The sequence below is a fragment of the Streptomyces sp. NPDC029041 genome (genome assembly GCF_040637515.1).
In the GTDB taxonomy this organism is placed as follows: domain Bacteria; phylum Actinomycetota; class Actinomycetes; order Streptomycetales; family Streptomycetaceae; genus Streptomyces.
This window is the reverse complement of record NZ_JBEZWO010000002.1, coordinates 294,656-315,574: the sequence shown is the minus strand read 5'-3', so window position 1 is coordinate 315,574 and position 20,919 is coordinate 294,656. Positions and strand designations below refer to the sequence as shown.

The window sequence follows — 20,919 nt, the reverse complement described above, 5'->3', positions numbered from 1 at the left end:
CTGTGCGGTGCTGGATCCGGACGGGCCACTGAGAGCGTCTACGACGGTATGGATCTGGAGAAGCGTCCCCGCGAGGGTTCCGAGGCGCGGGTCGATCTGCACAAGCGGCCGGCCCGGCCGGCCGTACGGCGCGAGCCGCAGCCACCCGCCCAGCGCGAGCCGCAAGCCCCCGAGGGCTGCCTCGCCGTCGCCATCCGGATCCCGGTACGGATCATCGTGCTCGTCCTGGTCGTCCCCGTGCGAATGGTGTGGGACGCGCTCGTCGTCACCGGGCGGTTCCTGAACGACGCGCTGCTCCGGCCGCTGGGGCGAGCGCTGTTGTGGCTCGGGCGTGCGGTGTTCGTCTGGCCGTTCGTCGCACTGTGGCGCTACGTGGTCGTCCCGGTGGGCCAGGCCCTCGGCTGGCTCGGCAACGTCCTCGTCGTCGTGCCTCTGGTGTGGTTCTACCGCTCCGTGCTGACCCCGGTGGGGCACGCGATCGCCTGGGTCGCCCGGGGCTTCGGGGCCGCGCTCGGCTGGACCTACGCGTACCTCCTCACGCCCGTCGGACACGCGCTGCTGTGGGTCCTGAAGGGGTTCGGCGCCGTGCTCGCCGCGCTCGGCATCGGCGTCTGGACGGTCGTGTCCTGGCTCGCCAAGTACCTCGTCGTCGTACCGGCCGTCTGGTTGTACACCTGGGTGCTCGCGCCCGTCGGCCGCGCGGTCGCCTGGTGCGGCAAGGGGCTGGTGTGGCTGGTGAACGCGGCCGTCACCGGCGTCGGCATGGCCCTCTACTGGATCGCCCGCATCCTGCTCGTCCTGCCCGCGCTCGCCCTGTGGCGGTGGGCCCTCACACCGGTCGGACGCGTCCTCGCCGTCATCGGGCGGGAGGTGCGGGACGCCCTCGGTCACGCCTGGCGCATCGCCGGGCACATCTCGCTCACCGTCGGGCGGTTCCTCGGGAGACTCTTCCGGTGGATCTTCGTCGAGCCGGTGCGGTGGGTGTACCGCAGCGTGCTCACACCCGTCGGGCACGTCGTCCGGGACACCGTCCTGCGTCCCGCCGCCGACGCCGCCCGCGCTGTGCGGCGGGCCACCCGGCATGCAGTGGCCGCCGCCCGGGAATCCGTACGCCAGGCCCGTGCCGACTTCCGGCGGATGCTGTTCGGCGAGCCGCACCGGCCCCGGCTCGCCGACCGCGGGGAACCTTCGGGACGCGAGGCACGTACTCTTGGTAGCAGCACGACCGCTCTCACGAAGGACTGAACGACACTGGGCAAGCGACAGCCCGAAGGCCCGCCGCCCGCACCCGCGGTGCAGCGCATCCGACTGCGTTACACCAAGCGCGGCCGCCTCCGGTTCACCAGCCACCGTGACTTCCAGCGCGCCTTCGAGCGTGCGTTGCGCCGTGCCGAGGTGCCGATGGCCTACTCGGCGGGCTTCACACCGCACCCGAAGGTGTCGTACGCCAATGCCGCACCCACCGGCACGGGCAGTGAGGCGGAATACCTGGAGATCGCGCTCACCGCGCCCCGCGACCCGGAGCAGCTCAGGGCCCTTCTCGACGAGTCGCTGCCCACCGGGCTCGACATCACCGACGCGGTCGAGGCCCGCACCTCGGGACTCGCCGACCGGCTGACGGCTTCCGTGTGGGAGCTCAGGCTGGACGGGGTGCCGCCGGAGGAGGCCCGCCGGGCGGCGGACGCCTTCAACGCGGCCGAGAAGGTCGAGGTCCAGCGCCTCGCCAAGAACGGCGTCCGCACGTTCGACGCCCGCGCCGCCGTGGCGAGCCTCGAGGTCCGCGACCTCACGGAAACGCACAGTTCGCAGGCTGATAGGCCGACCGACCAGCCCTGTGCGATACTGCGGCTGGTTGTTCGGCACGTGACGCCTGCCGTACGACCCGACGACGTCCTGTCCGGTCTCCGCGCCGTGGCCGACCTGGCGCCGCCGGTCCCCGCAGCGGTGACCAGGCTGGCGCAGGGGCTGTTCGATGAAGAGACCGGCACGGTGACCGACCCGCTCGCGCCCGACCGCGAGGCAGTCGAGGCCCACCCAACGGCCGAACCGACTGCCACCGCGACGGCGTCGGCGTAAGGAAGGTCCCGCGTAGGGACGGACGTCGTAGCGCCGCCCTCGGACTCGGGAGCCACCTGGGTCGGGCAGCGCACCGACCAGAAGACTTTCGCCAGGCCGTACGCATTCGGCGTACGGAACCGGCGAGACAGGACACAGAGAGCTCCCGTGCGGCGCCCGCGCCCCGGACGGCGGCGAACGCGCACAGCGCGCGCCGCGGACGTCACCGGCTTTCGCCGGACCAGGCGCGGCGCCCGGGAGCCTGACGGGAGACAAGCCCGCATGCTCGAACCGACCGAACCCGCAGAGTCCTCCACGGGCTCCGACCAGAACACCCCCAGCGACACCCTGCCGCCCCGCCGGCGGCGCCGTGCCGCGTCCCGCCCGGCGGGCCCGCCCACCGGTGCCTCCTCGGACGCGCCGGCGGAGACCGTCGCTCCGGCCATACCGGCCGCCGAGGCCGAAGACCTCGCCGCTGAGGCCGTAGGGACCGACGAGGTCGAAGAGGCCGCTGCCGAGGCGGCCCAGGCCCCCGAGGCCGTCGAGAGTGACGAGGCCGCCGCGCCCGCCCCGCCCAAGCGGCGGCGCGCCGTGCGCCGTGCCTCGGCGCCCGCCGGCGCTCCGGAAGCCGCGGAGGCCGCCGAGACCGTGGTCCCGGTGACCGCCGCCCCCGCCGCCGAGCCGGCCGAGGCCGCCACCCCTGTCGCGCCCGCCGAGGTGTCCGAGGACGCCGCCCCCAAGCGCACCCGGCGCCGCGCCACCCGCACCGTGACCTCGCCCACCGCCGCCCCCGCGGAGACGGCAGAGACGGCCGAGACCGCCGAGAAGGCAGAGACCACCGTGGTGGCCCCGGAACCGGCCGCAGTCGAGGCCCCGCAGCCGGCCGTCGTGACCGACGGCGCCGCCGAAGGTGCCGAGACCACTGAAGAGGCTGCTCCGCGTCGGACACGCCGGCGTGCCTCGCGGCGGGCGTCCGCGCCCGCCGGGGCGCCTTCCGCCGCCGACGCGGCGAAGGCGAGCGCCGAGGAGGCGAAGCCGTCCGTGACCGAGAGCCCCGACGCGGAGCCCGTCCGCGCTGCCGAGGCCGCCGCGGGCGAGCCCGCTGCCGCCGAGCCCGCCCGCGCTGCCGAGGTCTCCGCCGAGACCCCTGCCGAAACGGCCGCCGAGCCGGCCGAGCCGGTCGAGGAGACCGGTCCGCGTCGCCGCCGCCGGGTCGTGCGCCGGGCCGCCGGCGGTTTCGCCGAGCCCGCGCAGCCCGCCAAGGGCGGGAGGGCCTCGAAGGCCGCCGCTCGGGTGTCCGCGGATGCGGCCGACGGCGAGAGCGAGTCGTCCTCGCGTCCGAAGCGGCCCGCCGTCGCGCTGTTCCAGGCGCCCGTCTTCACCGAGCCCCAGTTCCAGACGCCGGAGCGGGCCGCTGCCGCTGCCGCCGCCGAGGCGGCCGCGGAGGAGCCCCACCAGCCCCAGGAGGCCGAGGAGTCCGCGCCGGCCGAGGCCCAGCGCGAGGAGCAGAGCGGCGGCTCGCGTCGCCGCCGCCGTCGCCGCGGTGCCGCCGACGAGCCCGAGGCCCAGGCCCCGGAGACCGCCGCCGACACCACCGCCGAGGAGGCGGAGGAGGCCGACGACTCCGCCGAGGACCAGGTCGACGGCGACGAGCAGGACGAGTCCGAGGGCACCGGCTCGCGCCGCCGCCGTCGCCGGGGCGGTCGCCGCCGCCGGCGCGGCGAGTCCGCCGACTTCGACGGCGAGGGCGGCGAGGGCCCGGACGCCGAGTCCGAGCCGGCCGCCGCGCAGGAAGCAGAGGACGGCGCCGAGGAGGACGACGAGGACTCCGACGACGCCGCCGACCGCGACGAGTCCGGCGGGGGCGGCTCCAGCAGCAGCCGCCGGCGCCGTCGCCGCCGCCGCCGTGCCGGTGACTCCGGCACCGACTCCGAGCCCTCCGACGACGACCCGGAGCGCACGGTCGTCAAGGTCCGCGAGCCCCGCCCCAAGGCGGAGCCGTCCGACGAGGTGCAGTCCATCAAGGGCTCGACCCGTCTGGAGGCCAAGAAGCAGCGCCGCCGCGAAGGCCGTGAGCAGGGCCGCCGCCGGGTCCCGATCATCACCGAGGCCGAGTTCCTGGCCCGCCGCGAGGCCGTCGAGCGCGTGATGGTCGTCCGCCAGCACGGCGACCGCACGCAGATCGGCGTCCTCGAGGACAACGTGCTCGTCGAGCACTACGTCAACAAGGAGCAGTCGACCTCGTACGTCGGCAACGTCTACCTCGGCAAGGTGCAGAACGTGCTGCCGTCGATGGAGGCCGCCTTCATCGACATCGGCAAGGGCCGCAACGCCGTCCTGTACGCCGGTGAGGTCAACTTCGAGGCGCTGGGCATGGCCAACGGGCCGCGCCGCATCGAGTCCGCCCTGAAGTCCGGCCAGTCCGTGCTCGTCCAGGTGACGAAGGACCCGATCGGCCACAAGGGCGCCCGCCTCACCAGCCAGGTCTCCCTCCCCGGCCGCTACCTCGTGTACGTGCCCGAGGGCTCCATGACCGGCATCAGCCGCAAGCTGCCCGACACCGAGCGGTCGCGGCTGAAGACCATCCTCAAGAAGATCGTCCCCGAGGACGCGGGCGTCATCGTGCGCACCGCCGCCGAGGGCGCGAGCGAGGACGAGCTGCGCCGGGACGTCGAGCGGCTGCAGCAGCAGTGGGAGGACATCCAGAAGAAGGCCAAGAACGGCAACGCGCCGACGCTGCTGTACGGCGAGCCGGACATGACCGTCCGGGTCGTGCGCGACATCTTCAACGAGGACTTCTCCAAGGTCGTCGTCAGCGGTGACGAGGCGTGGTCGACCATCCACGGCTACGTCTCGCACGTCGCGCCGGACCTCGCCGAGCGGCTGTCGAAGTGGACCTCCGAGGTCGACGTCTTCGCCACGTACCGGATCGACGAGCAGCTCGCCAAGGCCCTGGACCGCAAGGTCTGGCTGCCCAGCGGCGGTTCGCTGGTCATCGACCGGACCGAGGCGATGGTCGTCGTCGACGTCAACACCGGCAAGTTCACCGGCCAGGGCGGCAATCTCGAGGAGACCGTCACCAGGAACAACCTGGAGGCGGCCGAGGAGATCGTGCGCCAGCTGCGGCTGCGCGACCTCGGCGGCATCATCGTCATCGACTTCATCGACATGGTGCTGGAGTCCAACCGGGACCTGGTGCTGCGGCGCCTGCTCGAATGCCTGGGCCGTGACCGTACGAAGCACCAGGTCGCGGAGGTGACCTCGCTGGGCCTCGTGCAGATGACCCGCAAGCGGGTCGGGCAGGGACTGCTGGAGTCCTTCTCCGAGACCTGCGTCCACTGCAACGGGCGCGGTGTCATCGTCCACATGGAGCAGCCGACGGCCCCCGGGGGCGGCGGCAAGCGCAAGAAGCGCGCCCGTGCCGGTGCCGCCGAGCAGCCGCACGTGCACGAGGCGGCCGTCGACACCGCCGAGACCGCCGAGCAGGAGGCGGAGACCGAGGCGGAGGTCGTCGCCGAGGCCGCCGAGCCGCTCGCGCTGCCCGAGCCGGCCTTCGAGCCCGACGAGGAGCTGTACAGCAGCGCCGCCGAGGCGGAGGCCGCGGCCGGCCGTGGACGGTCGCGGCGCCGGGCGAGCCGCCGGGCGTCGGCTCCGGCGGGTTCCCCGCGCGGTGAGGCCGCCGAGCCGAAGGCCGAACAGGGCAGGGAGAAGAGCCGGCGCGGCCGGGGCAGGGCCGAGCAGGCCGAGGCCGAGGTGCCGACGGCGCAGGACGTGACCGCCGAGCAGGAGGTCGCCCGTCCGGTGCAGCCGGAACCGGCCGCCGAGGCGCAGGCCGAGCCGATGGCCGTGGAGGACCCGGTGGTCGAGGCCGCGCAGGCCCCGTCGGCCCCTCAGGTCTCCCAGGAGGCTGAGGCCGCTCCGGTCGAGGAAGCCGCGCCCAAGGGCCGTACCCGGCGGCGGGCCACCCGCAAGGTGTCCGCTCCGGCCGGTTCCCCGGCGGGGGCCGAGGCGACCGTGGTGACCGTCGCTGAGACCGCCCCGGTGGCCGAGGCAGCCGAGGCGCCCGAGCAGGCCGCACCGTCCGAGGCCGCCGAGCCGGTCGCCGAGCCGGTCGCCGAGGTGCCCGCCGAGAGCGCCGCCCCGGCCCGTCCGCGGCGTCGTGCCGTGCGCAAGCCCACGGCGTCCACGGCGTCCGAGGAGACGGCCGTCGTGGTCGTCCCGTCGGCCGCGTCCGAGGAGGGCGCATCCGAGCCGGCCGCCGCGGCGCCCGCGTTCGACGGTGCCGTCACGGAGGAGGCCGCCGAGTCGGCCCCCGCCAAGAAGACGGCCCGCAAGACGGCCAAGAAGGCCACCGCGAAGAAGGCGGCCACCACCAAGAAGACGGCGGCGAAGAAGACCGCCGCCAAGAAGACGACGGCCAAGAAGGCGGCGAAGACCACCAAGACCGCCGCCAAGAAGACCACGTCGAAGAAGACGGTCGCGGCGGAGCAGTCCTCCGGGGCCTCCGTCTCGGCCTCCACCGACGAGGGCTGACCGGCCCCGACGTCCCCGGGGCGTACGCGAACCCCGCGTACGCCCCGGGGACGCGACCGGCGTGACCGGTCGCACAGGTGGCGGGTCCGGCTCGGTTTGACCCCTTCGGCCGCGGCCCCGTAACCTTGACCGTCGGCGTGTCGACTGACACGTCACATCCCCGTAAACCTTCATCCTCCGGGCGCCGGGCGCCAGGAGAGGCTGCTCGCTGAGTCGGGCGGCTGGCCTGCGGGGGTGCCGTTTCCCGAGCGAGAGAGTGAGTTCCGCGTGTACGCCATCGTGCGCAGCGGTGGTCGCCAGCACAAGGTTGCTGTCGGCGACATCGTTGAGGTTGACAAGATTTCCACTGCCAAGGTTGGCGACTCGGTCGAGCTCTCGACCCTGCTCGTTGTCGACGGCGACGCCGTGACCAGCGACCCGTGGGTGCTGGCCGGCATCAAGGTCCAGGCCGAGGTCGTGGACCACCACAAGGGCCAGAAGATCGACATTCTGCGCTACAAGAACAAGACCGGTTACCGCCGTCGCCAGGGCCACCGCCAGCAGTACACGGCGATCAAGGTCACTGAGATCCCCACGGCTGCGAAGTAAGGGACTGAGGAGAAATGGCACACAAGAAGGGCGCATCGTCCACCCGGAACGGTCGCGACTCCAATGCCCAGCGGCTCGGCGTGAAGCGCTTCGGCGGTCAGGTCGTCAACGCGGGTGAGATCCTGGTCCGTCAGCGTGGCACCCACTTCCACCCGGGCGCCGGCGTGGGCCGTGGCGGCGACGACACGCTGTTCGCCCTCGAGGCCGGTTCGGTGCAGTTCGGCACCCACCGTGGCCGCAAGGTCGTGAACATCGTTCCGGTCGCCTGATCGGACACTTTCGCGAGGCGGACCTCACTTCCCTCACGGGAAGCGGGTCCGCCTTTCGCGTGTTACGCAGAGAACAACCCCGTAGAACCCCGTACACATACGTACGCACCTGGAGGCACACACCATGACCACCTTCGTGGACCGCGTCGAGCTGCACGTCGCCGCGGGTAGCGGAGGCCACGGCTGTGCCTCCGTCCACCGTGAGAAGTTCAAGCCGCTGGGCGGGCCGGACGGCGGCAACGGCGGGCGCGGCGGGGACGTGATCCTCACCGTCGACCAGTCGATCACCACGCTGCTCGACTACCACCACTCCCCGCACCGCAAGGCCACCAACGGCAAGCCCGGCGAGGGCGGCAACCGCTTCGGCAAGGACGGCCAGGACCTCGTCCTGCCGGTGCCGGACGGCACGGTGGTACTCGACAAGGCGGGCAACGTCCTCGCCGACCTGGTCGGGCACGGCACGTCGTACGTCGCCGCGCAGGGCGGCCGGGGCGGGCTCGGCAACGCGGCGCTGGCCTCCGCGCGGCGCAAGGCGCCCGGGTTCGCGCTGCTCGGCGAGCCGGGGGACCTGCGGGACGTCGTCCTGGAGCTGAAGACCGTCGCCGACGTGGCCCTCGTCGGCTACCCGAGCGCGGGCAAGTCGTCGCTGATCTCGGTGCTGAGCGCCGCCAAGCCGAAGATCGCCGACTACCCCTTCACCACCCTCGTGCCCAACCTCGGTGTCGTCACGGCCGGTTCGACGGTCTACACGATCGCCGACGTGCCCGGGCTGATCCCCGGGGCCAGCCAGGGCAAGGGCCTGGGCCTGGAGTTCCTGCGGCACGTGGAGCGGTGCAGTGTGCTCGTGCACGTCCTGGACACCGCGACGCTGGAGTCCGAGCGCGACCCCGTCTCCGACCTCGACATCATCGAGGAGGAGCTGCGGCAGTACGGCGGGCTGGACAACCGGCCGCGGATCGTCGTACTGAACAAGATCGACGTACCGGACGGCAAGGACCTGGCCGAGATGGTGCGGCCCGACCTCGAGGCGCGCGGCTACCGGGTGTTCGAGGTGTCGGCCGTGGCGCACATGGGCCTGAAGGAGCTGTCGTACGCGCTCGCGGAGCTCGTGGCGAAGTCCCGGGCGGCGAAGCCGAAGGAAGAGGCCACCCGGATCGTGATCCGGCCCAAGGCCGTCGACGACACCGGCTTCACCGTGACGCGCGAGGCCGACGGCCTGTTCCGGGTGCGCGGCGAGAAGCCCGAACGCTGGGTGCGCCAGACCGACTTCAACAACGACGAGGCCGTCGGCTACCTCGCGGACCGGCTCAACCGGCTCGGTGTCGAACAGGAACTGGTCAAGGCCGGCGCCCGGGGCGGTGACGGCGTCGCCATCGGCCCCGAGGACAACGCGGTCGTCTTCGACTGGGAGCCGTCCATGACGGCCGGGGCGGAGATGCTCGGCCGACGGGGTGAGGACCACCGGTTCGAGGGCGAGCGTCCGGCCGCGCAGCGCCGCAAGGACCGACAGGCCGAGCGGGACGAAGCGCAGCAGGAGTTCGACGACTTCGAGCCGTTCTGAGTTAACAAAAAGCGAACGTGCAACGGACTTGGGTGCAACCAAGTCGTTCTCCGGTGAGTCGTACAGGGCGGTGCGGTGAGGATCTTGTTCCTCACCGCACACCAACTGCCCAGCAGATCAACGGAGTTGACGTGCCCCAGTCCATGAGCAAGCGCAGGGCCGGCCGAGCGGTCGCCGCGGCCGTCGCCGTCGTCGCGGCCGTGACCACCCCGGTGGCCGCGCACGCCGCCCCGGCCGCCCCGTCCGTCGCCAAGAAGCTCCAGGACGACTTCAACGGTGACGGCTTCCAGGACCTGGCCGTCGCCGCCTCGCGCGGCAAGGTCGACGGGCAGGCCCAGGCCGGATACGTGGCCGTCGTGTACGGCTCGGCCAAGGGCCTCGATCTCACCCGCAAGCAGGTCATCAGCCAGAACACCCCGGGCATACCCGGTACCGCGGAGACCAACGACGACTACGGCGACGGTCTCGCCGCCGGTGACCTCGACGGTGACGGCTGCGCCGACCTGGTCGTGGGCGCCCCGGGCGAGAGCGTCGGGGAGGTCACCCGCGCCGGTACGCTCGCCGTGCTGTGGGGCGGGAAGCGGGGCCTGTCCGGCGGTACCGCCGTCGCCACCGGAACCGAGGAGGACCGGGTCGACCCCGAGACCCCGGCGCTCGGTGACTTCGACGGCGACGGCCATCTGGACCTCGCCACCGGCAACCGCCTGTTGTCCGGCCCGTTCGACCGCACCACGGGCGCCGCGAAGAGCCGGACCCTGGCCATCGAGCCCGCGTACGTCACGGACGACGTGGCGGCCGGGGATGTCGACCACGACGGCATCACGGACCTGGTCGCGCTCATCCACGACGTCAGCGACGACGACATGCACGACCCCGACTACAGGCACCGGCGCGCGGTCTTCCTGCGGGGCACCCACGACGGCCTGAGCGCGCCCGCGCCGGTGAACAACCCCGACGGCACCCGCATGCGCGGCGGCGAGAGCCTCGGCGTCGGGGACGTGGACAAGGACGGGTACGCCGACCTCGTCATCGGCCGCCCGAACGACGGCTTCGGCGAGGTCGATCTCGACGACCCGCTGCTGAAGGGCGGTCAGATCGGCGTGGTGCACGGCTCGGCCGCCGGACCCGACACCTCGCGTACGACGATCATCACCCAGGAAACCCCGGGTGTGCCCGGAACTTCGGAGTGGTCCGACGGCTTCGGCGGGAGCATCTCCGTCGGCGACGTCAACGCCGACGGCTACGCGGACATCTCCACCGGCAGCGCGAGCGAGGACCTCGGGGAGGTGTACGCGGCCGGCCAGGTCACCGTCCTGCGCGGTGGCAGGAAGGGGCTCACCGGGGAGGGCGCCTACAGCATGAACCAGAACACCGAGAACGTCCCGGGCACGGCGGAGCGGAACGACTTCTTCGGCGGCGACACCAACCTGCTCGACGTCAACGGCGACGGCCGGGCCGAACTGTTCGCCGGCGCCACCGGCGAGAACCGGGACGGCGGCGTCTGGGCGTTCCCCAACCCGGTGAACACCCCCACCGCGACCGGCTCGGTCAGCTTCGGCGCGGGCACCCTCGGCACGGTCCCGAGCGGCTCCTCCCTCGGTAGGGGTTTCGCCCGCTGACCCGTCACTGATCACCTGTCAGACTCGCCCCGGCAACGGCTTGTTCCGATGCTGGCGGCGAGTCTCTCTTTGTCTGCTTAGTTGTCATGTACGCGAACCCCGTCGTTCAGCGGGCGGACCGCCCGCGAGCGTGAAGCTTCCCCGTGTCCATGTGGCCAGCGAGGTAAGGGAGTCAGCCGATGACCGGAGCAGTATCCCCCGACCGACGCCGCTTTCTGACCGCGGGCGCCGCCGTGCTCGGCGCGGCGGCCTCCGCCCAGCTGTGGCTCCCGGCTGCCGCCCGCGCCGCGGAGACGCCACTGCCGGACGGTGTGTTCAGCCTCGGCGTCTCCTCGGGCGACCCGCTCCCGGACGGCATCGTGCTGTGGACCAGGCTCGCCCCGGACCCGCTGAACGGCGGCGGGATGCCCGACCGGGTGGTGCCGGTGGAGTGGCAGCTCGCGGAGGACCCCCGGTTCAGAAAGCCCGTACGGCGCGGCACCGCCCAGGCCCTGCCCGAGTACGGGCACAGCGTTCACGTGGACGTACGCGGGCTGCGTGCGGGCCGTACGTACTGGTACCGCTTCCGCGCCGACGGTCAGATCTCGCCCGTGGGCCGCACCCGTACCGCGCCCCACCCCCACAGCTCCCGCGGCTCCCTGCGGATGGCCCTCGCCTCCTGCCAGAACTGGCAGCACGGCTACTTCACGCCCTACGCGGACATGCTGGACCAGGACCCGGACGTCGTGGTGTTCGTCGGCGACTACATCTACGAGTCCACGCCCTCGGCGACGGCCCTGCGGCGGCACGAGGGCACCGGTGAGCCCTTCAGCCTCGTCCAGTACCGCAACCGGTACGCCCAGTACCGCACCGACCCCGACCTCGCGGCGATGCACGCGAGCGCGCCCTTCGTGGTGACCTTCGACGACCACGAGGTGGACAACGACTTCGCCGGCGAGATCCCGCAGGACCCGGACAAGCAGCCGCACGACGCGTTCGTGGCCCGGCTGACGGCGGCGTACCAGGCGTTCTACGAGCACATGCCGGTCCGTGCCACCGCCGTCCCGGACGGACCGCACATCCGGATGTACCGCCGCCTGGAGTTCGGCCGGCTGGCCCGGCTCAACGTCCTGGACACCCGTCAGTACCGCAGCGACCAGGCCACCAGCCAGGAAGGCGCCCAGGACCCCTCGCTGACCATGCTCGGCGCGCGGCAGAAGCAGTGGCTGCTGAACGGGCTGCAGGACTCGCCCGCCCGCTGGAACCTCATCGCCTCCCAGATCATGATGGCCGAGACGGACCTCAAGGCCGGCGAGGGCAAGCTCTGGTTCTACGACGCCTGGGACGGCTACCAGGCCGAACGCAACGCGTTCCTGGAGGAGTTCCGGCAGGTCCGCAACCCCGTGGTGCTCTCCGGGGACCGGCACCTGACGATGATCAGCGACCTCAAGGAGGACTACGCCGACCCGGACTCGGAGGTCGTCGGCGCCGAGTTCGTCGGCACCTCCATCTCCAGCAACGGTGACCAGGACCAGGAGGCCTTCCGCAAGGAGTGGGACCCGAGGCGCCCGGACAACCCGCACTGGAAGCTGCTCGACGCCCACCGCGGCTACCACCTCTTCGACGTCCGCCGCGACGGCATCGACGCCCAGGTCAGGGTGGTCGACACGGTACGGCGGCCCACCGCGACGCCCAGCACGCTGGCCCGGCTGAGGGTCGAGGCGGGCCGGCCCGGCGTCGAGGTCGTCTGACCCGGACTGCGAGCGAGTGAGCCCGGTACTCCCCGTGAGTGCCGGGCTCCTCGCCGTACGGGGCGGGCCGGCCGGGTGAGAAGTCCGGCCCGGATTTGCGGTGTATTGCGCTCGCCGAGACCGAAATGCTGCGCGATCGCAACCAGGAATTCCCTGGCAATGGGCCGCCGGGGGAGCCGTATTCGCGGCCGGCCGTCATGAAGAACGCGTGCAGCCGTGTGCACCGGGAAGCGGAGATCCGCGCACCGGGACCCACGTGCCGGGTCCCGCGGGCGGCGGGCGCGGTACGCGGGGCGCCCCCAAAGGGCGTACCGTGCACTGGACATCGTCCGAGGAACCCGGGAAGGCCCCCGGTCACCGCTGTCCCGCGCGGCTCCGCGGCCCCTGAGCTTCTGTGCAGTTACTCACAGCGCAATTCACCGGGGCTCGCGCAACCGTCCGCAATCACCAGTGCCGTCAGGTGAATGAGAGGTGGCGCGCACATATGCGGTGGAGGGCGCTCACCTTGCATCGCGGTAACCACAAGTGGGACCATTTCCGAGTTCCCTGTCGCCCCAAGGTAGGTCACCTGTGTCCCAGCACATAGCCAAGCCCCGTACCACCGCAGTGATCCTGGCCGGTGGCACCGGTCAGCGCGTGGGTCTGTCGATCCCCAAGCAGCTGCTGAAGATCGCCGGCAAGGCAGTCATCGAGCACACGCTGACCACCTTCGAGAACACCGACTCGATCGACGACGTCATCGTGCTGATGGCGCCGGGTTACGTGCCCGACATCGAGAAGATTGTCGCGAAGGCCGGATTCAAGAAGGTCTCGAAGGTCATCGAGGGCGGCTCCACACGGAACGAGACCACCGAGCGCGCCATCGCCGCGCTGGGCGAGGGCCTGGCCGAGGGCGAGGACGCCAACGTCCTCTTCCACGACGCCGTGCGCCCCCTGCTCTCGCAGCGCGTCATCGACGACTGCGTCGTCGCGCTGGAGCGCTACCAGGCCGTCGACGTGGCCATCCCGTCCGCGGACACCATCATCGTCACGCGCACGCACGGCGAGGACGGCGAGTTCATCACCGAGATCCCGGACCGCTCCCGGCTGCGCCGCGGCCAGACGCCGCAGGCGTTCAAGCTGTCCACGATCAAGCGGGCCTACGAGGTCGCCGCCGGTGACCCCAACTTCCAGGCGACCGACGACTGCTCCGTCGTGCTCAAGTACCTGCCCGACGTGCCGATCCACGTCGTCGCGGGTGACGAGTACAACATGAAGGTCACCCAGCCCGTCGACGTCTTCATCGCCGACAAGCTCTTCCAGCTCGCCTCCACGGCCGCGCCCGAGCAGGTCTCCGAGGAGGCCTACCGCGAGCTGCTCACCGGCAAGACCGTCGTCGTCTTCGGCGGCAGCTACGGCATCGGCAAGGACATCGCCGAACTCGCCGAGTCCTACGGCGCCAAGGTCTACGCCCTCGGCCGCTCCACCACCGGCACCCACGTGGAGAACCCGGAGGAGGTCGACGACGCCCTGTCCAAGGCGTACGCCGAGACCGGCCGCATCGACTACGTGGTCAACACCGCCGGCGTGCTGCGCATAGGCAAGCTCGCCGAGACCGACAACGCCACCATCGAGGAGGCGCTGAAGGTCAACTACCTGGCCCCGGTGCAGATCGCCCGCTCGTCGTACAAGTACCTCTCCGAGACCAAGGGCCAGTTGCTGCTCTACACCTCCAGCAGCTACACCCGGGGCCGCGCCGAGTACAGCCTGTACTCCTCCACCAAGGCCGCCATGGTGAACCTCACCCAGGCCCTGTCCGACGAGTGGGCCGGCGACGGCGTCCGCGTCAACTGCATCAACCCCGAGCGCACCGCCACCCCCATGCGCACCAAGGCCTTCGGTCAGGAGCCCTCCGGGTCCCTGCTGTCCTCCGAGGCCGTCGCCCGCACCTCCCTCGACGTGCTGCTCTCCGAGCTCACCGGCCACGTCATCGACGTCCGCCAGCAGGACCCGACGGCCGGCGCGGCCCGGGCCTCCGGCTTCGAGCAGGCCCTGGCCACGGTGCTGGACCGGCAGGACGGCGTGTAATAATTGGCGCCAAATAGACTTCCGTAATTCAGGCCTCTGCGCCCTCCTGTGAACGGGTTTCCGTGTACAGGGGGTTTCGCAGGGGCCTGAATCCATACAGTCTCGCGAATATTCACAGACCAGCCGCATTCTCGAACCAAGACCGGCACACCCCTCCCAAGAGCAGGTTTCTCCGTGATATCCACCGCTATTCGCGTCGCCCGGGTGGGCAGCGCGGCCCAGCTGGCCGCGGCGGTCCTCATGGTGGCGGGCTTCCCCGCCCTCATGCTGGCCGCGCTCGTCCCGAGCGTTCCCGCCTTCGCGGCAGCGGCCGCCGTGACGTACCTGGCGGACCACTATCTGCACCGCAAGGGCAGCTACCTGATCAACCGCCTCGGCAAGGTGCGGGCCGGCCTGTCGATCCGCTTCCTGATCCGGCAGCTTCTGCTCGTCCTGCTCCTGGCCAGGCTGTCCCTCGCGGACAACCTGATCTACTACGGGGCGATCGCCTGCTTCATCGCCTTCTACGGCCTGCAGGCACCGCACGGCGCGCTGGTCCAGCTGATCCGCAACCGCCGCCGCATGCCGGTCGCCACCCGCAACGTCGACCTGGCCTCCCGCATCCGCATCCCGGACGCACCGCCGCGCAAGCTGCTGCACCGCTCCGCCGAGAAGATGCTCCACCTCGACCTCGCGGCCGTCGTCGGCATCCTGCTCGCCGCCCAGGTGAAGTCGTCCCTGATCGGCTTCATCGGCATCGGCATCACGGTGGCCCTGGCCACCCTGTACGTCCTGGCTCTGGTGCCGTTCGTGCGCGGCCGGAGGATTCCGCCGAAGGCCGAGATCGTCCTGGCCGCCGTCGACGACTGGCTGGCCGAGTACAAGCCGGAGACGGTGCTGTACTTCTCCGGTTCCAGGGACTCCGCCTACCAGGTGAACATGTGGCTCGACACCATGGAGAAGCTGGAGTCCAAGCCGCTGATCATCCTGCGTGAGCGGGCCATCCTGAACAACCTGGCGCCCACCACGGTCCCCGTCATCTGCGTGCCCGGAGGGGTGCACCTGATGAACATGGACCTGTCCACGGTGCGCGTCGCGCTCTACGCGGCCAACGTCGGCAAGAACATCCACATGCTGCGCGTGCCCACCATCAAGCACGTGTTCATCGGCCACGGCGACAGCGACAAGCTCGCCAGCGTCAACCCGTACAGCAAGGTCTACGACGAGGTGTGGACGGCCGGCCGCGCGGGCCGCGACCGCTACGCCATCGCCGACGTCGGGGTCCGCGACGACGACATCGTCGAGGTCGGCCGCCCGCAGCTCGCCCCGATCCAGACCTGGCAGGGCGTGCCCGAGGGCCGCATCCCCACGGTGCTGTACGCCCCCACCTGGGAGGGCTGGGACGGCAACCCGGGCAACACCTCGGTCGTGCTGGCCGGCGAGAACATCGTGAAGAAGCTGGTCGCGGCCGATCCGCCGGTCCGTGTCCTGTACAAGCCGCACCCGTTCACCGGCAACGTCAGCAAGGAGGCCGGCGCCGCGCACAAGCGGATCACCGCCCTGGTGCAGAAGGCCGCCGCCGAGCGCGCCATCAACAGCCGGTTCATCGCCGACACGGCCGCCCAGGCACAGGCCAAGGCCGAGCTGGACCGGATCCAGGCCCGGCTCGCCCAGCTGTCCGGCTCCGGCGGCGACCGCGGCGACGAGGCCGTGGCCACCCGTGACGGGCTGGTCGACGTCGCCCGGCACGAGGAGGTCGCCCGGCTGCGCGCCCAGTGGAACGACGCCTACTGGCGCTCCTTCCCGTCCTGGGAGCACCGGGTCATCACGGGCGCCGAACCGCGGCTGTACGACTGCTTCAACGTCTCCGACGCGATGGTCTCCGACATCTCCAGCGTGGTCTCCGACTTCATCGCGAGCGGCAAGCCGTACGCGGTCACGGACTCCGCCGGGGTGGGCGTCGAGGAGTTCAAGCGGAACAACACGGCGGTGCGTGCCGCGGTGATCCTCTCCAACAGCGCCGACGAGCTGGGCGAGCTGCTCGGCGCGGTCCGTGCCCCGGACGCCGACCCGCTGGCCGAGGACCGCAAGGAGCTCAAGCAGTACCTGCTGGGCCCGGACGAGCCGACCTCGCTGGAGCAGTTCAACACCGCCGTCGCGAACCTCGCCCTCAAGGCCGAGACGCGTAACGTCGGCCAGCAGTCACGGGACGCGGCCGCTCTCGCGGAGAGCGAGGCCGAGCTGGCCAACGCCGTGCCCGGGCAGCGGGTGTCCGCCCCCGGTGAGGCGGACGGTGTCGGCACGGCCTGAACTGCCGCCGCTGACTGAAGAGTTCGGCCCCGAGGAGAAGCTCCTCGGGGCCGAACTCTTTCTCTTTCCCGGACCTGTCGGACCACTGTGTGACGTGTCCCACTAACACCCGTGTGCGAGGCAACCGCTTGCCTCGATCACCCGTCTATCAAGTAGCGAATGAGGCGATACGGGGGGAATATCCCATTGACTAGGGGGAACGTGACCGTGACGCAGCCTGATGTGAGTGTGATCATCGGTGCGTACGAAGCGATGCCGTATCTGATCGAGTGCCTCTCGTCCGTCGAGGCACAGACCATCGATCCGACGCGCGTCGAGGTCATCGCGGTGGACGATGGCTCGACGGACGGAACGGGGGAGTACCTCGAGGAGTTCGCCGAGCGAGCGCCCATGCACGTGCTGGTGATCCGGCAGGAGAACTCCGGCGGCCCCAGCGGCCCCCGCAACGTGGGCCTGGGGAAGGCGAGCGGGCGTTACGTGTTCTTCCTCGACGCCGACGACCGGCTGGGCCCCGAGGCCCTGGAGCGGATGGTCGCCATGGCCGACCGTGCCGGCACGGACGTCGTGCTGGGCAAGGTCGAGGGCGTCAACCGCTCGGCGCCGAAGTCCATGTGGGGCAGGACGGTGGAGCGGACGGACGTCTTCTCCTCCAACATCAAGTTCACCCTCAGCGCGCAGAAGCTGTTCCGCCGCGCGCTGCTCGACCGGCACGGCATGCGCTTCGACGAGTCGCTGTTCACCGGCGAGGACGCGCTGTTCACCATGGAGGCTTATCTGCGGGCGGACGGCGTCTCCGTGGTCGCCGACCACACCTGCTACTACCTGGTGGGCCGTGACGACGGCAAGCACGTGACCAAGAGCGGCAGTTACACGCTGCGCTTCGACTCCGCGCGGGCCCTGATGGAGCTCATCGCCGAGCTCGTCCCCGCGGGCGGCCGGCGCGACCAGCTGATGGTCCGGCCCTTCCTCGTCACGCTGCTGCCGCAGTTCGGGCCCAAGTACCTGACGGACAGCGAGGAGATCCGCCGGCACAAGTTCGAGCTCGCCAAGCCGCTGATGGACACCTACTGGACCGAGGGCGTGGCCCAGCGCCTCAAGGTCCACGAGCGGTTGCGGCTGCACCTGGTCGCCGAGCAGCGTCCCGAACTGCTGCTGGACGTCGTGAAGTTCGTCAAGGGCAAGAAACAGGCGGCGGCCCTCCTCGAGAGGAAGGGCCGCCGTGTGTACCTGGCCTACCCGCATTTCCGGGACCGTGATGCCGGAGTCCCCGACTCGGTCTACCTCGCCGAGCCCCGGGAGGCCCGCGCCTTCCCGGGGTACCGCGAGGGCGGCGTCGACACGTTCGTGCGCCGGGCGGTGCGCAAGGCCCGCCGGGTGCTGACGTCCCGCGAGGTACGGCACGCGGCGTGACCGACGCGGGGGTGTCCGGTGCTCAGCGCTGTGCGGTCGGGACCTCGGCCCCGGTGCGCTGGCCGGGCACCGCGGCCAGCCGCTCCGTCACCCGTGCCCGGTGCTCCCGGGCCTCCGCGCTCAGCGCCCGGACGGCCTCGTTGAAGCGCTCCTGCGAGGTCGGCTCCGCCGGGCCCAGCAGACGCAGCTTCAACTCGGCTCGCGCCTCGGCCAGCTCGTCGTGCTCCGGGTGCCGGACCGTCTCCAGCAGGCCCGGCACCCCGGCGGCGTCCGGCGTCAGCACCGTCGCCGCCACCACCGTCGGGAAGGCCGTACGGAAGGCCTCCTCGGACAGCCCGCTGGTGTTGGCCACCGCGTACGGCTTCTCGCTCGCCAGGAAGTCGCTGATCACGCTCGACACATCGCTGATCAGCAGGTCGGACACGTTGAAGCAGGAGTACAGCGTCGGCCGGGCGTCCGTGACGATCTGGTGCTCACCCGCCGGCAGCGAGGCCCAGTACGCCTCCTCCCACGCGGCCGTCGCCCGCGCCACCGCCTGTGCGCGGCCCGGTTCCGGTGCCGTCTGCACCAGCATCCGTTCCACGGTGTCGGCTCCGGACCGGAAGACCGACGTGGTGAGCCGTTCCAGCTCGGCGGTGCGGCGGGCCAGTTCCGCGCTGCCGGAGGGGGGCGTTGCCGCGCGCTCCCGGTTGGCCGCCCGGATGAGCTCCCGGATCCGCAGGTCGGCCGCGCCCGCGCGCGGATCCACCGAGCCCGTCAGCGGATGCGGCTTGTACAGCAGCCGCACGCCCGGGTCGGCGAGCAGTGCCCGCACCAGGTTCTCCCCGGCCGCGATCACCGACGTGTTGCCGGGGTTGCCGTCCCAGCCCTCCCAGGTCGGCGCGTACAGCACGGTCGTCCAGGGACCGGCCGGCGGCCCCGCGTAGGGCAGTATGCCGTCCAGCTGCGGGCGGCCCGTCTCCACGACGTCCTTGTCCTCGACCCCGACCTCGGCCAGTGCGTACCGCTCGCGGGCGGCGGGCCCGGCCACCCACACCTCGTCGTACGCCTTCGCGTACGGGTTGCACGAGGACAGCTTGTCGCTCTCGCCGTGGTTGACGAAGGTGTGCCTGATGGTGGGGATGCGCAGCACCTGGGAGGTCTTGCCGGAGTTCGACGGGTGGATGAGGACCTGGAGCGTGGAGTGCTCCAGGCGCATCAGCGTCGACACCTTCGGCAGGCACACGATCGGGATGTCCGTCGCGGCGATCTTCTGCACCATGAACCGCTCGCGCAGGATGATGACCGGCCTGCCCTCGAGGCCGGCGAGCGGCTGCAGCCACATGTTCGCCTGGTAGGCCGAGGCGGCGCCGCCGGAGAAGTACAGGCCGACGGTCGGCCGGTACGCGGCCAGCCATGCGTCGAACCACTCGAGCACCTCCTGCTCGTCCGCCGGACGACGGCCCGGCAGCAGGCGGAGCAGCAGCGCTCCGAGGCCGGTCAGGCCGAGGGCGAGGGAGAGCGCGATGCCCGCCGCCGCGTACACCGGACGGTCGCCCGGCGTACTGGCCAGCAGCCCGGCCGTCGCCGGCAGGCCGAACACCAGCAGCCGGTGGCCGGGGCGGCGCAGCAGCACGGACGGGGCCGGGGACAGCCGCAGCGCCGAGGCGTCGATGTTGCGGGTCACCACCGGCAGGGTGCGGGTGCGGCGCACCAGCACGGAGACCGCCTGGATCGCGCAGTGCAGCACGTAGCAGAGGAGCAGCCCGGCCACCAGCGGCGCGTACACCGTCTCCTGGTCCTGCTCGCCCAGCCGCAGCAGGGCCACGACCAGCAGCAGGTCCCGTACGACCTGGCGCACGGTGATGTCCGCGTGCGACTTGGCGAACAGCGACAGCACCCCGCGCTGCCACCGGTACAGGACGCCTTCGGTGGCCAGGGAGACGACCGTCGCGGCGAGCAGCAGCGGGACGTCGGGCAGCAGCGCCGCGACCGCCTGGGCGGCGAACGCGGCGGCCAGGACGATGGTGACCAGCCCCTTGAGGAGGGTCTGCTGGCGGGGGAGAGGTACGGGCACTGCGGTCACTCCAGGAGCGTCGGGTCGGCGCAGGTCGGCCGTCCGGGTTAACGCGCGGCGGCCTCCCGACGACACGCGCGTGTCGCCGGGGCGTGGGGGCGGGGGCCGTGCGGCGTGTCGTCGGACCGTAGCGGAAGATCCGATTCCTGTCGTGGGGTGGGCCCGGAAGAGGCAGAAGGTCGGTTTCCGGCCAGAGACGGAGCCGGGTCGGGGGACGGTGAGGGGCGCCCTGGCGTGGAGGCCGAGGGGGATGCCTGATCGATTTTCAGCCGTGGGCGGCCGCGGGGTGGCAGCGAAGGGGATGGGCGTTGGGCTTTCGGTCGTGGGTGGCAGCGAGGGGGACAGATGATCGGCTCTTGGCCGTGGGTGGCAGCGAGGGGGACGGGTGAGCGGCTCTTGGCCGTGGGTGGCAGCGAGAGGGACGGGTGAGCGGCTCTCCGCTGTGGGTGGCAGCGAAGGGGATGGACGTTGGGCTTTCGGTCGTGGGCGGCAGCGAGGGGGACGGGTGATCGGCTCTCCGCCGTGGGTGGCAGCGAGGGGGACGGGTGAGCGGCTCTCCGTCGGGGGCGGCAGCGAGGGGGACGGGTGATCGGCTCTCCGCCGTGGGTGGCAGCGAGGGGGACGGGTGAGCGGCTCTCCGTCGGGGGCGGCAGCGAGGGGGACGGGTGATCGGCTCTCCGCCGTGGGTGGCAGCGAGGGGGACGGGTGAGCGGCTCTCCGTCGGGGGCGGCAGCGAGGGGGA

The 20,919-nt window shown here is 71.7% G+C and carries 12 protein-coding genes; 11 read left to right on the top strand and 1 reads right to left on the bottom strand.

All coding sequences use genetic code 11. From position 1 onward, the window contains the following. Nucleotides 1-48 precede the first annotated feature (48 nt). The 11 genes from AB0F04_RS04980 (at nt 49) to AB0F04_RS04930 (ending at nt 18,121) form a co-directional block, all read left to right on the top strand. Nucleotides 49-1,245 (top strand): hypothetical protein, encoded by a 1,197-nt coding sequence (locus AB0F04_RS04980; RefSeq protein ID WP_362037834.1) that lies wholly within the window; start codon nt 49-51, stop codon nt 1,243-1,245. Between the two features lie 48 nt (nt 1,246-1,293). Next, the gene (locus AB0F04_RS04975; protein ID WP_362037832.1) at nt 1,294-2,076 is read left to right on the top strand and encodes a TIGR03936 family radical SAM-associated protein; all 783 of its coding nucleotides are present in this window, start codon (nt 1,294-1,296) and stop codon (nt 2,074-2,076) included. A gap of 261 nt (nt 2,077-2,337) precedes the next feature. Further along, complete coding sequence (locus tag AB0F04_RS04970) at nt 2,338-6,588, top strand: Rne/Rng family ribonuclease (protein ID WP_362037830.1); 4,251 nt, start codon at nt 2,338-2,340, stop codon at nt 6,586-6,588. 267 nt (nt 6,589-6,855) lie between these two features. After that, nucleotides 6,856-7,176 (top strand): 50S ribosomal protein L21, encoded by a 321-nt coding sequence (rplU, locus tag AB0F04_RS04965; RefSeq protein WP_030836278.1) that lies wholly within the window; start codon nt 6,856-6,858, stop codon nt 7,174-7,176. A 14-nt stretch (nt 7,177-7,190) separates the two neighbouring features. Beyond that, nucleotides 7,191-7,445, top strand: coding sequence for a 50S ribosomal protein L27 (gene rpmA / locus AB0F04_RS04960; RefSeq protein ID WP_003990207.1), 255 nt, complete (start codon nt 7,191-7,193; stop codon nt 7,443-7,445). Nucleotides 7,446-7,569: 124 nt separating this feature from the next. Next, complete coding sequence (obgE, locus tag AB0F04_RS04955; protein ID WP_362037828.1) at nt 7,570-9,006, top strand: GTPase ObgE; 1,437 nt, start codon at nt 7,570-7,572, stop codon at nt 9,004-9,006. A gap of 131 nt (nt 9,007-9,137) precedes the next feature. Then, on the top strand, nt 9,138-10,625 hold the full coding sequence (locus AB0F04_RS04950; RefSeq protein WP_362037826.1) for a VCBS repeat-containing protein: 1,488 nt from the start codon (nt 9,138-9,140) through the stop codon (nt 10,623-10,625). 179 nt (nt 10,626-10,804) lie between these two features. Next, nucleotides 10,805-12,355, top strand: a complete 1,551-nt coding sequence (locus tag AB0F04_RS04945; RefSeq protein WP_362037824.1) for an alkaline phosphatase D family protein — start codon at nt 10,805-10,807, stop codon at nt 12,353-12,355. A gap of 570 nt (nt 12,356-12,925) precedes the next feature. Further along, nucleotides 12,926-14,422 (top strand): bifunctional cytidylyltransferase/SDR family oxidoreductase, encoded by a 1,497-nt coding sequence (locus tag AB0F04_RS04940; protein ID WP_362037823.1) that lies wholly within the window; start codon nt 12,926-12,928, stop codon nt 14,420-14,422. 204 nt (nt 14,423-14,626) lie between these two features. Then, nucleotides 14,627-16,711 carry a hypothetical protein gene (locus AB0F04_RS04935; RefSeq protein ID WP_362038669.1) on the top strand — a complete coding sequence of 695 codons (2,085 nt, stop codon included), beginning with the start codon at nt 14,627-14,629 and terminating at the stop codon, nt 16,709-16,711. 201 nt (nt 16,712-16,912) lie between these two features. After that, a complete protein-coding gene (locus tag AB0F04_RS04930; protein ID WP_362037821.1) occupies nt 16,913-18,121 on the top strand; it encodes a glycosyltransferase in 1,209 nt (402 codons plus the stop codon). 22 nt (nt 18,122-18,143) lie between these two features. Here AB0F04_RS04930 and AB0F04_RS04925 read toward each other — a convergent pair whose 3' ends face one another. Next, on the bottom strand, nt 18,144-20,177 hold the full coding sequence (locus tag AB0F04_RS04925; protein ID WP_362037819.1) for a hypothetical protein: 2,034 nt from the start codon (nt 20,175-20,177) through the stop codon (nt 18,144-18,146). Between the last annotated feature and the right edge of the window lie 742 nt (nt 20,178-20,919).

Coding starts and splice junctions, on each gene's coding strand:
- AB0F04_RS04980 (WP_362037834.1), top strand. CDS start 49: ATGGATCTGGAGAAGCGTCCCCGCGAGGGTTCCGAGGCGCGGGTCGAT.
- AB0F04_RS04970 (WP_362037830.1), top strand. CDS start 2,338: ATGCTCGAACCGACCGAACCCGCAGAGTCCTCCACGGGCTCCGACCAG.
- AB0F04_RS04945 (WP_362037824.1), top strand. CDS start 10,805: ATGACCGGAGCAGTATCCCCCGACCGACGCCGCTTTCTGACCGCGGGC.
- rpmA (WP_003990207.1), top strand. CDS start 7,191: ATGGCACACAAGAAGGGCGCATCGTCCACCCGGAACGGTCGCGACTCC.
- obgE (WP_362037828.1), top strand. CDS start 7,570: ATGACCACCTTCGTGGACCGCGTCGAGCTGCACGTCGCCGCGGGTAGC.